This window comes from Microterricola pindariensis (assembly GCF_002936985.1).
Classification (GTDB): Bacteria; Actinomycetota; Actinomycetes; order Actinomycetales; family Microbacteriaceae; genus Microterricola; species Microterricola pindariensis.
In genome coordinates this window covers 48231-59881 of record NZ_MPZN01000020.1, presented here as the reverse complement: position 1 = coordinate 59881, position 11651 = coordinate 48231, and the positions used below count along the sequence as shown (strand labels likewise).

Here is an 11651-nt window from a genome sequence, read left to right as displayed (position 1 = left end):
CTGACCATCGGTGGCGATGCCAGCGGTGCGATCGAGTTGAAGCCGGATGGATCATTCGAGGCGACGGTGACGGTCACCGAGGAGTTCGCGAAGAACCCGGGCACCGGCAACTACGGCATCTACACGTACTCGGGCAGCGGTGCGAGCGCGGCCCAGTTCGAGACGTTCACCCCGATCACCTTCGCCCCGAAGGTCGTCGCCCCGACCATCGCGACATCAGTCACTTCAGCCGCGGCAGAGTCCGGCCTGGCCGTGCGCGTCGTCGGCTCGCAGTTCGGTCTGACGACCGGCGCATACGCGGCCCTGATCGAGAAGGGCACCGAGGCCAGCGTCGACGCATCCGGCGGCTACGCGGCATTCGGATTCTGGATGACGCCGGGCGCCATCGTCGGCGGCGCGTTCGACAAGTCGCTCGTCGCCCCGGCGGCCGTGCTGGATCGCAGCAAGCAGTACGAGGTCATCGTCTGGGAGGGGCACACCGCCCCGAACACCGACACGATCTACGCCCGCGCCGACGTCACGCCGACAGCCGGCCAGTGGGACACCCTGTTCCCGGCGCCGCAGCCCGGCGCCGAGGCCACCACGACGACGCTGAGCGTCGACAAGACGGCCGTCGTCGAGGGCGCCACCGTCACGGCCACCGCCGTGATCGCGCCGGTCGCGGCGTCCGGAACCGTCAGCTTCCTCAACGGCTCCACCGTCGTGGCGAAGGATGTCGCCGTCACCGGCGGCACCGCGACCGCATCGCTGAAGCTCGCCACGATCGGCACGGCCTCCCTGACCGCCGTCTTCACGCCGGCCAAGAACGCGCTCTTCCTCACCAGCACCTCGACCGCCGTCTCGGTGGCGGTCGCGGCCAAGCCCGTCACCCCGCCGGCCGCCCAGACCGGTGAGCTCTCCTGGGGCGTCTACGGCGCCTTCCGCGACTACATCACCGGCCCCATCGCCGGCGGCGAGGTCGCGCTGAGCGACGGCGTCACCGCTGCAGGCACCGGCTTCCTGTTCGCCCAGGCCGGCGGCACCGTCGACCTGGCGGCAGGCAAGGGCTCCGCGAACTACAGCGGCACCCTGCGCTTCACCGGTCACCACGGTGCTCTCGACGTCACGATGAGCGCCCCGACCCTCCGCCTCGACAGCGCCGCGAGTGCGACGCTCAGCGTCGCCGTGAACGGCAAGCGGGTGGACTTCGCGACCGTCAACCTGGCGGCAGCGGGCACCAGCACCGAGAAGGGCAAGACCCTCTTCGTCGACGCCCCGGTGACCCTGAGCGCAGCCGGCGCGGTCGCCTTCCAGGGCTTCTACCCCGCCGGAACCCTGATCGACCCGATCACGGTCGCCTTCAGCACCGGCGCGACTGAGCCGGTCGAGACCGTCGGCACCCGCACGGCCCTCAGCGTCGACAAGGACACCCTCGTCGTCGGCGGCTCCGTCAAGCTGAGCGCCACCGTCACGCCGGCCAGCGCCCAGGGCAGCGTCATCTTCGCCGCCAACGGCAACCAGCTCGGCACCGCGGTGCGCGTTGCCGACGGCCAGGCCTCGGCCGACGCCGTTCTGCGCACCGTGGGCAGCATCGCGCTGACCGCGCGCTTCGTGCCGGATGCCGGTTTCGGCGCGAGCAGCTCTGCTGCGAGCACAGTGAAGGTGACGAGCTCCGTGCTGCCGCCGGTCAAGCCCCCGGTGATCACCCCGCCGACGACGCCCGTCGTTCCCCCCGTTGTCGCCCCGACCGTGCAGGGCGGATCGCTCAGCTGGGGACTCGGAAGCGTCTTCCGCAACTACATCACCGGACCCATCGCCAAGGGCTCGATCAGCGTCGGCAGCGGCGCCACCTCCTCCGGCGGCGTGTTCCAGTTCGGCCAGAGCGGCGGAAGCTTCGACCAGGGCAGCGGAACGGGCACGGCCGACTACGCCGGCAGCGTGCGCTTCACCGGGCACGGCGGCATCCTCGACCTGACCTTCGCCAGCCCGACGCTCAGCGTGACGAGCGCCACCAGCGCGCTGCTCTCGCTCTCCGTGAACGGCGGCCGCGTCGACTTCGCCACGGTCAACCTGGGCGCTGCAGCGCGCTCCAGCCTGAACGGTGCGACCGTCTTCAGCGGTGCCCCGGTCACGCTGACCGCGGCCGGCGCGAGCTCCTTCCAGGGCTACTACAGCGCTGGTGAGGTCCTTGACCCGATGACCGTGACCATCGGCGCCGCAGCCGCAGCGCCGTCCGGCAACACCGGGACGATCGCCACGGCATCCGTCAACACACCCGCCCAGAGCGCCGTCCCGGCCAGCCCGCCGGCCACCACCGGCATCACGCTCACGCCGGAGGTGCTCGGCTCGATCGCAGCCGGCGGCCAGATCTCCTTCGAGGTCGACGGCTTCCAGCCCAATGAGACCGGCATCCGCATCGTGATCTACTCGACGCCGACCGTGATGGCCGAGAACCTCACCGCCGACGCCAACGGCGTCGTGCGCTGGAGCGGCACGCTGCCGGCCACGCTGACCGGCGAGCACACGCTCACCGTGCAGGGCTCGATCAGCAAGGGTGTCGTCATCACGATCCCCGAGCGCACAGTGGCCGGCTTCTGCCCGGTCGAGGGCGCGACGCTGGACTGGGGCTTCAAGCAGAGCTTCCTCGCCTACATCAGCAGCGGCATCGCCAACGGCGGCTGGGAGCTCGCCGGCGGCACCACCGAGGCCGACGGCCTGTTCCACTGGGCAGACGGCACCGGCAGCATCGACCAGAAGAGCGGCGCAGGGCTCGTGTCCTACCTCGGCAGCATCCGGTTCACGGGCCACGACGGCGCACTGGACACCACCGTCGCCAACCCGCGCATCGAGCTGGTCAGCGAGACCGAGGGCTACCTCGTGCTCGACGTCACCGGCACCACCCAGCAGGGCGAGCCGATCAACGGCCAGGCGTTGCGCTTCGGCCAGCTGACGCTCGGCGCCGGCAGCCTCGCGGTGACGGAGACCGGCATCACCGGCACCGACATCGAGGCCGTGCTGACGGATGCCGGGGCAGCAGCCTTCGGCACCTACCCCGCCGGGGACGCCCTCGACCCGATCAGCTTCACGCTGCCGACCGCCGACTGCGCAGTCGTGGCCGCAGAAGCCGAGTCGAGCGAGGCCGGCCCGAGCGACAAGACGGTGACCGCCATCAGCGCGGACGTCGCAGAGCAGGGCGTCAGCTGGATCGTCTGGGTTCTGGCCGCGGTGCTCGCCGCTGCCCTGGCTGTGATCGTGGTGCTGCTGGCCAAGCGGCGTCGAGCGGGGGCTGACGCCTCGGCCGAGTAACACGGCGATTGCATGATGCGGGGCCCTCACCGAGATCGGTGGGGGCCCCGTTCGTGTGCCCGGGATCTGGGCCCCGATCCCGCCGAGTTCGCCCGCACACAGAATGGTGCGCGACAATAGAAGGGTGAGTGAAACCGCCGCGTCAGAACCCGTCCAGCCCCGGCCCGAGACCGAGCCGGCCCAGGGTGCGCCTGTGCCGCACGAGCCGGTGGAGACCGTCGTCGCGCACGAGACGCTGCGCGTGCGACGCGCCCCCAAGGTGACCCGGTTCCTGGCGATCGGCGTCGGCGTCGGCGTCGTGGCCGCGCTGATCCTCACCATGATCTTCCCCGAGAACGACGACTACGACCGCGGCCAGGTCTTCGGTTTCCTGCTGCTCTTCTGCGGTGCGGTGGGCCTCGGCCTGGGCGCACTGACCGCCCTGATCCTCGACCGCCGCGCTGCCCGTCGATCCGTCACTGTCGTGGCCGATAGAATTGACGCGCACTCGGGCGACAACTCACAGTAAGGGGCCTCGACTTGGCCAGCGGCGACGGACTTCTCAACCATGATCTGCTCCCAGGCGAGAAGGGACCACAGGATGCCTGCGGTGTCTTCGGCGTCTGGGCTCCCGGCGAGGAGGTGGCCAAGCTCAGCTACTTCGGGCTCTACGCGCTGCAACACCGCGGCCAGGAATCAGCCGGCATCGCGACCAGCGACGGCAGCAAGATCCTCATCTACAAGGACATGGGCCTTGTCTCGCAGGTCTTCAACGAGACCGCGCTGAACACCCTCACCGGCCACATCGCCGTCGGGCACACGCGCTACTCGACCACCGGGTCCTCCAGCTGGCAGAACGCGCAGCCGACGCTCGGCCGCACCTCGACCGGCACCGTCGCCCTCGGCCACAACGGCAACCTCACCAACACGGCCGAGCTGCTCGACCTGGTGCACGAGCGCTACCCGGAGACCGACGGTGAGCTTCGCCGCGGCAACACGACCGACACCGCCGTCGTCACCGCGCTGCTGACCGGCGACACGAACCACACGCTCGAGCAGACCGCCCTCGAGGTGCTGCCGCGCCTGCGCGGCGCCTACTGCCTCGTCTTCATGGACGAGCACACCCTCTACGCCGCCCGCGACCCGCAGGGCGTGCGCCCGCTGGTGCTCGGTCGTCTCGACCGCGGCTGGGTCGTGGCATCCGAGACCGCCGCCCTCGACATCGTCGGCGCCGCCTTCGTGCGCGAGGTGGAGCCGGGCGAGCTGATCACCATCGACGAGGACGGCCTGCGCTCGCAGCGCTTCGCCGAGTCCAAGCCGGCCGGATGCGTGTTCGAGTACGTCTACCTGGCGCGCCCCGACACCGCGATCGCCGGCCGCGGCGTGCACGAGGCCCGCGTCGAGATGGGCCGCCGCCTCGCCGCGGAGCACCCCGTCGAGGCCGACCTCGTCATCCCCACCCCCGAGTCGGGAACCCCCGCCGCCATCGGCTACGCCCAGGCCAGCGGCATCCCGTTCGGCCAGGGCCTGGTCAAGAACTCCTACGTCGGCCGCACCTTCATCCAGCCGTCGCAGACCATCCGCCAGCGCGGCATCAAGCTCAAGCTGAACCCGCTGAAAGAGGTCATCAAGGGCAAGCGCCTCATCGTGGTGGACGACTCGATCGTGCGCGGCAACACGCAGCGCGCCCTCGTCTCGATGCTGCGCGAGGCCGGCGCCGCCGAGGTGCACGTGCGCATCTCCAGCCCGCCCATCACCTGGCCCTGCTTCTACGGCATCGACTTCGCCACCAAGGCCGAACTCGTCGCCTCCGGCCTCGGCGTCGACGAGGTGCGCCAGTCGATCGGCGCCGACTCGCTCGGCTACCTCTCCGAGGACGGCATGATCGAGGCCACCGAGCAGCCGCGCGAGCGCCTCTGCACCGCCTGCTTCACCGGCAAGTACCCGATCCCGCTGCCCGAGTCGCAGCACCTCGGCAAGAACCTGCTCGAGCGCCCCGTCGCCTCGAACGGCTGCGAGCCGGGCCCGGATGCCGAGTTCGAGAGCGTGCTCGAGGTGGGCATGCCCCTCGTCATCGGCGACCCGGGCCGCCAGGAATAGTAGTCCTTCCCGTCGGCTGAAGGAGCGCCCCGTCACGTCGGCTGAAGGAGCGCCAGCGACTGAAGCCCGGTTTCCAGCGTGAGAGATCGTTTCGCGAATCCGCTCAGGGCTTCGCTCGTTCCTCGCTCAGCCGACGGGGGAGGCGGCTCTGCCGGCCGGAGAGCGATCAGGCGAGCTCGGCGATGATGGGCCGCAGCGCCTCGGTGAACCCGGTCGGGTCGGTGCGCAGCGTGTCGGTGATGGCGACGCTCGTGCGCCCGATCCACCAGGCGCCGGATGCCGCGAGCGGCAGCAGCTGCACGGTGAGCTCGAACACGCGCGCCCGCCGGCCGTGCACCCGCTCGTTCTCGGCGATCAGCCCCGCGTAGGCGAGCTTCAGCGAGCCGCGCGGCTCGTGCTGGTAGTCGGCGAATCGCCGCGCCGCGGCATCCGACCACGCCACCGCCGCCTCGGCGTACGGGGTGATCGCCTCGAGCAGCAGCTCGGCGCCGCGCACGGGGAGGGCGACCAGGTCGCCGAAACCCGGTGCCAGCTCCAGCGGGATCGGTGACGGATAGCGCTCGGGCTCGACGGTGCTCGCCCACCAGAGCAGCCACTGCGTCTCGAGCCGGCTGCGCTCTGGCTCCGGGATCAGCTCGAAGGGCAGCGGCGCGGCCGGCTGGGCGTCGGCGGGTGGGGGAGTGAGCGCCGAGTGCTGGGGCTGCCGGAGCAGCCCGTGGTGCAGGGGGTGGCGCAGCTCACGCAACGCGGTTCCGTCGGAGACCCCGATGACGCCCTGCAGCCGCGGCAGCTCCACCGGGGCTTCGATGCCGATGCGGTCGCGCAGGTAGAGGGCGAGCAGCACCTGACGGCTCGCCTCTTCACGAACCGACCACCATGCCGCGCCGGAGCCCCACATAGGGTCAGTGTAGCCCGCGCGCCCGCGCCCGGCTCCTGAGATTTCCGTGGATTTCCGGGGATTGCCGGGGCGGGGCGATGCCGGGGCGGCGCCGTCGAATTCTGGCGCCCGCGCGCCCGGTACCCTATAAGGGTGACCGAGAATTCTTACGCCGCAGCAGGCGTCGACACAGCAGCCGGCGACCTTGCGGTCGAACTCATGAAGGCGGCCGTCTCCCAGACGCACGGCCCGAACGTCCTGGGTGGTGTCGGCGGTTTCGCCGGCCTCTTCGACGTGTCATTCCTCACCGCGTACAAGCGGCCCCTGCTGGCCACCTCGACCGACGGCGTCGGCACCAAGGTCGCCATCGCGCAGGCCCTCGATAAGCACGACACCATCGGCCAGGACCTGGTCGGCATGGTCGTCGACGACATCATCGTGGTGGGTGCCAAGCCCATATTCATGACCGACTACATCGCCTGCGGCAAGGTCGTCCCCGCCCGCATCGCCTCGATCGTCGAGGGCATTGCCAAGGCCTGCTCCGCCACCGGCACCGCGCTCGTCGGCGGCGAGACCGCCGAGCACCCCGGCCTCCTCGGCCCGGACGACTATGACGTGGCCGGCGCGGCCGTCGGCGTCGTCGAGGGTGACGCCGTGCTCGGCGCCGACCGGGTGCAGCACGGCGACGTCGTCATCGCCATGGCCTCCTCCGGCATCCACTCCAACGGCTTCTCGCTGGTGCGCCACATCCTCGCCCAGAACAAGATCGGCTACACCGACCACTCCAACGAGTTCGGCGGCGTCGTCGGTGAGGTGCTCCTCGAGCCGACCCGCCTCTACACCGGCCCGCTCGTCAGCGTGCTCGAAGACCCGGCCCTCGCCGGCAGCGTGCACTCCCTCAGCCACGTCACCGGCGGTGGCATCGCTGCCAACCTCGCCCGCGTGCTGCCTGTCGGCTCGTGGGTCGAGGTCGACCGCGCCAGCTGGTCGCCGAACAGCGTGTTCCGCGTGCTGAGCGACCTCGCCGGCACCAGTCTGGAGAGCGCCGAGGGCACCTGGAACCTCGGCATCGGCATGTTCGCCGTCGTGGCCGCGGATTCCGCCTCCAGCGTCATCGCCAAGCTCGAGTCCGAGGGCATCCACTCCTGGGTCGCCGGCCGTGTCTCGACGACGCCGCGCGACTTCACCGGTTTCGAGCAGGGCGCCAAGGGCGTCGACGGCGGCGCCGTGCGCCTCGTCGGCAGCTACGCCGCCTAGTCGGCCCGATCCAGAAGAGCTGGCTCCAGAAGAGCCCGTCGGTCACACCGTGGCCGGCGGGCTCTTTCTGTGCCCGCCCCGCGGCAACCCGAAAAATGGCATGCGAAAAGCCGTGAGCTCAGCGTCGAAACGCTGAGCTCACGGCATCCATTACGGAGAAAAGACTAAGCGCGCTTCTGCTCGTCTTCGGTCGCGTAGGTGTCCTCGTACGGTGTGGCCTCATACTCAGGCCACTTGGCGAGGTCTTCGTCGAGACGATCCCCACCAGGTCGAACATCACCACTATGCGTGAGTTCGCGTTCGAGAGCACCGTAGTTGGTGTCGGGGCTGAAGTACTTCAGCTCACGGGCTACCTTGGTGTGCTTTGCTTTTTGACGGCCGCGCCCCATGCGAGACCCCCTTACGATGACAGGCCGGTTGCTAATGATGCGCCCGGGATTTACCGATAAAAAGTATGAAAACTAACTGCCAGTTTAGCATGTAGGGTGCACAGTGCCGGTGGCCGCTTCAGAGACAGAGAATGGGACGAGGTTTGATGAGATTCGACCGTGATGTGCCGGTCGTTGTCATCGGATCTGGGCAGGCCGGGCTGGCCGTTTCCTACTATCTGCGCCGCTTCGAATTGGCGGCCGGGCAGGACTTCGTGGTGCTGGACCGGGGGCCGGGCGCCGGCGGCGCCTGGCAGCACCGGTGGCCGAGCCTGCGGCTCGGCTCCGCCCACCGCGTGCACGATCTGCCCGGGATGGCCGAGCTCGACCTGAGCTTCGACACCGCCGCGCGGGACGTGCCGGCCCGCGATATCGTCGCCGACTACTACCGGCGCTACGAGGAGCACTTCCAGCTGCACGTCGAGCGGCCCGTCACCGTGCGCTCGGTCGTGAACAGCGGGGCGGACCTGGTGGTGCACACCGACCGGGGCTCCATCGGCACGCGCTTCGTCGTGAACGCGACGGGCACCTGGGGCGCCCCGTTCATCCCGCACTACCCGGGGGTGATGGACTTCGCCGGGCGCCATTTGCACACCGCGGACTACGTCTCGGCCGAGGACTTCCGCGACAAGAACGTCATCGTGGTCGGCGGCGGCACCTCGGCGATCGGATTCATGCTCGAGCTGGAGGGGGTGGCGTCCGGCCTCACCTGGGTGGCTCGCCGGCCGATCGACTGGCTCGACAGCGAACAGCTCGACGTGGAGGGGGCGGCCGAGGCGGTCGCCGCGCAAGACAGGGCGGCGCGAGCGGGGCAGGCGCTGCCGAGCATCGTCAGCGGCACCGGCGTGCCCAAGACCCGGCGCATCGCGGCCGGCATCCACCGCGGCCTGCTCGTGGCCAAGCCGATGTTCAGCGTGCTCGAGCCCGGCGGCGCCCGCTGGGCAGACGGCAGCGTCGTCCCGGCCGACGCGATCATCTGGGCGACGGGCTTCCGGCCGGAACTGCGGCACCTCGCGCCGTTGAAGCTGCGCGAGGCCGCGGGCGGCGTGACAGTGGGCTCCGGGGCCTCGTGGACCGATCCGCGCATCTTCCTCGCCGGCTACGGCCCGCAGGCGTCCACGATCGGGGCCAGCAGGGCGGGCCGCACGATCGCCCGCCAGATCATGGCGCTGCTCTAGCCGTTCCCGGTGGCTCGCGCTTCCCGTTGGTTCGAGGGAGCGTGCGACCGAAGCCAACAGGCGGCCAACGCCCAAACCCGTGGGCTGGAGGGAGCGTGCGACCGAGGCCAACAGGCGGTCGACGCCCAAACCCGCTGGTTCGAGGGAGCGTGCGACCGAGGCCAACAGGCGGCCAACGCCCAAACCCGTTGGTCGAGTAGCGAGGAACGAGCGTATCGAGACCTCGTGCGTGGAACTGCTTCGTGTCGTGTCAGGGTCTCGATACGGCCCTGGCGGGCCTACTCGACCAGCGGGTGGCGCACCGCCGCTGGCGGGCCTACTCGACCAGCGGGTGGGGCACCGCCGCTGGCGGGCCTACCCGACCGGCGGGTGGGGCACCGCCGCCGGCCGGGCCGCTCGCTTACCGCTTGTTGCGGGGCGGCCGGTTGCGCGTCGAGGTGCCGGACGCCGGGGCGATCGGCTTGCGCTGCACCGGGCGCACGGGGCGCACCGGCTCGCCGCGCCGGTCCTGGCCGGGAACCGGGCGCGAGCGGCGTCCGTAAATCAGCTCGCTGGAGTCCAGCAGCCACGGCACCAGCGCAATCGTCACGCCGTGCACCAGCATCAGCTTCTGCCGCACCCGGCGCGCCTTGTGGTTGTGCAGCAGCCCCTCCCACCAGTGCCCGACGATGTACTGCGGCATGTAGATCGTGGTCACCTCGGAGCCGTGCTCCTCCCGCCGCGACTTCACGTACTGGATCAACGGGTGGCTGATGTCGCGGTACGGCGAGCTGATCACCCGCAGCGGCACCTGGATGTTCATGCGCACCCAGTCCTTCTTCAACTGCCTGGTCTGCTCGTCGTCGATCGAGACGTGCACCGCCTCCAGCGACTCGTGCCGAGCGGCGATCGCATAGTCGAGGGCCTTGAGCACCGGCTTCTGCATGTTGCCGACGAGCACGATGGCGTGGTCGCCCTGCGAGCCGAACATCGTGGTCGGGTCCACCTCGATCTCCCGCGCCACGTCGCGGTAGTAGCGGTTCACGCCGAGCATCAGCAGGAACAGCACCGGCATCATCAGGAAGACGAGCCAGGCGCCGTGGGTGAACTTGGTGATGGTCACGACCAGCAGCACCACCGCGGTCATCACGGCGCCGAGCGCATTGATGGTGAGGCCGCGCCAGATGGCGCCGCGGTCCGGTTTCGGTTGTTTCAGTGCGCGCAGCCAGTGCACCACCATGCCGGTCTGGCCGAGGGTGAACGAGACGAAGACGCCGATGATGTAGAGCTGGATGAGCACGGTGAGGTTCGCCTGGAACACGGCGAGGATGACGATCGCCGCCAGCGCCAGCAGCAGCACGCCGTTCGAGTAGATCAGGCGGTCGCCGCGGGTGCTCAGCGACTTCGGCGCGTAGCCGTCCTTGGCGAGCACCGAGCCGAGCAGCGGGAAGCCGTTGAAGGCCGTGTTGGCGGCGAGCAGCAGCACGAGGGCGGTGGCGGCCTGGATGATGAAGAACAAGATCGTGTTGTTGCCGAAGGTCGCGGCGGCCACCTGCGCCATCAGGCTGCGCTGTGGCTGGGTCTCGCAGTCGACGAAGCCGATCAGATTGCAGGCGCTCTCGGCGTAATGCACCTGGGTGATCAGGGCGAGGGTGGTGAGACCGGCGAACAGCGCGATCGCGATGCCGCCCATCAGCACGAGCGTGCGCTGGGCGTTCTTGATCTTGGGCGCCCGGAACGCCGGCACGCCGTTCGAGATGGCCTCCACGCCGGTGAGCGCGCTGCATCCGCTGGCGAAGGAGCGCAGCAGCAGCAGGATGACGGCGGCCTGAGTCAGCTGCTCGGCCTGCACGGCATAGCCGGCCGACTCGGCGACCGGGGCATCGCCCATCAGGGTGCGGGCGAGTCCGACGACGATCATCAACGCGACGCTGCTGATGAAGAGGTAGGTGGGGATGGCGAACGCCTTGCTCGACTCGCTGACACCGCGCAGGTTGACCGCGGCGAGGATGATGACGAACACGACCGCCAGCTCGACGCGGAACGGGTTGAGCTCTGGAATGGCCGAGATGATGTTGTCGACGCCGGATGCGACCGAGACCACGACGGTCATGACGTAGTCGACGAGCAGGGCGGATGCCACGACGAGGCCGGACTTCTCGCCGAGGTTGCGGCTGGCCACCTCGTAGTCGCCGCCGCCGGACGGGTACGCCTTGATCAGCTGGCGGTAGCTGGCGACGACGGTGACGAGCAGCACGACGACGGCGAGGGCCACCCAGGGGGCGAAGCTGAGGAAGGCGAGGCCGCCGATCATCAGGATCATCAGCAGCTCCTGCGGCGCGTAGGCCACGGAGGAGAGCGGGTCGCTGGCGAAGATCGGCAGGGCGAGGTGCTTGGGCAGCAGCTGTCCTTCGAGCTTCTCGCTGGGGAGAGGATCCCCGATGATCCAGTGTTTTGCGGAACGCGGCTCCGCAGGTATTGAGGGTACGTCTTTCGTCACGGCTGGTCAGCCTACGCCTGCGCGCGGGAAAGGCAAGCGGTCCTCACGGAATCCTCACGGGCGCTGGC

Annotated in this window: 8 protein-coding genes; 5 read left to right on the top strand and 3 right to left on the bottom strand. The window is 69.8% G+C overall.

Going from position 1 to position 11651, the window contains the following annotated elements; all coding sequences use genetic code 11:
* The 3 genes from GY24_RS08035 to purF all read left to right on the top strand — a co-directional run.
* Positions 1-3285: HtaA domain-containing protein (locus tag GY24_RS08035; protein WP_193953536.1), on the top strand; the 3285-nt coding region annotated here is incomplete at its 5' end.
* Between the two features lie 124 nt (positions 3286-3409).
* On the top strand, positions 3410-3793 hold the full coding sequence (locus tag GY24_RS08030; RefSeq protein WP_133161146.1) for a hypothetical protein: 384 nt from the start codon (positions 3410-3412) through the stop codon (positions 3791-3793).
* Positions 3794-3804: 11 nt separating this feature from the next.
* The gene (purF, locus tag GY24_RS08025) at positions 3805-5364 is read left to right on the top strand and encodes an amidophosphoribosyltransferase (protein WP_104475161.1); all 1560 of its coding nucleotides are present in this window, start codon (positions 3805-3807) and stop codon (positions 5362-5364) included.
* 166 nt (positions 5365-5530) lie between these two features.
* Here the strand turns inward: purF and GY24_RS08020 are convergent, their stop codons facing one another.
* Positions 5531-6262 (bottom strand): zinc-binding alcohol dehydrogenase, encoded by a 732-nt coding sequence (locus GY24_RS08020; RefSeq protein WP_104475160.1) that lies wholly within the window; start codon positions 6260-6262, stop codon positions 5531-5533.
* Between the two features lie 132 nt (positions 6263-6394).
* On the opposite strand from GY24_RS08020, the gene purM reads away from it, so the two are divergent.
* The gene (purM, locus tag GY24_RS08015) at positions 6395-7498 is read left to right on the top strand and encodes a phosphoribosylformylglycinamidine cyclo-ligase (RefSeq protein WP_104475159.1); all 1104 of its coding nucleotides are present in this window, start codon (positions 6395-6397) and stop codon (positions 7496-7498) included.
* Between the two features lie 164 nt (positions 7499-7662).
* Here the strand turns inward: purM and GY24_RS08010 are convergent, their stop codons facing one another.
* On the bottom strand, positions 7663-7887 hold the full coding sequence (locus GY24_RS08010; protein ID WP_083362832.1) for a DUF3073 domain-containing protein: 225 nt from the start codon (positions 7885-7887) through the stop codon (positions 7663-7665).
* A 146-nt stretch (positions 7888-8033) separates the two neighbouring features.
* Between GY24_RS08010 and GY24_RS08005 the strand changes: the two genes are divergently transcribed.
* Entirely contained in the window at positions 8034-9104 is a 1071-nt protein-coding gene (locus GY24_RS08005) for an NAD(P)-binding domain-containing protein (protein ID WP_104475158.1), read from the top strand.
* A gap of 400 nt (positions 9105-9504) precedes the next feature.
* Here GY24_RS08005 and GY24_RS08000 read toward each other — a convergent pair whose 3' ends face one another.
* On the bottom strand, positions 9505-11583 hold the full coding sequence (locus tag GY24_RS08000; protein ID WP_233279265.1) for an APC family permease: 2079 nt from the start codon (positions 11581-11583) through the stop codon (positions 9505-9507).
* Between the last annotated feature and the right edge of the window lie 68 nt (positions 11584-11651).

Coding starts and splice junctions, on each gene's coding strand:
- GY24_RS08020 (WP_104475160.1), bottom strand. CDS start 6,262: ATGTGGGGCTCCGGCGCGGCATGGTGGTCGGTTCGTGAAGAGGCGAGC.
- GY24_RS08005 (WP_104475158.1), top strand. CDS start 8,034: ATGAGATTCGACCGTGATGTGCCGGTCGTTGTCATCGGATCTGGGCAG.
- GY24_RS08010 (WP_083362832.1), bottom strand. CDS start 7,887: ATGGGGCGCGGCCGTCAAAAAGCAAAGCACACCAAGGTAGCCCGTGAG.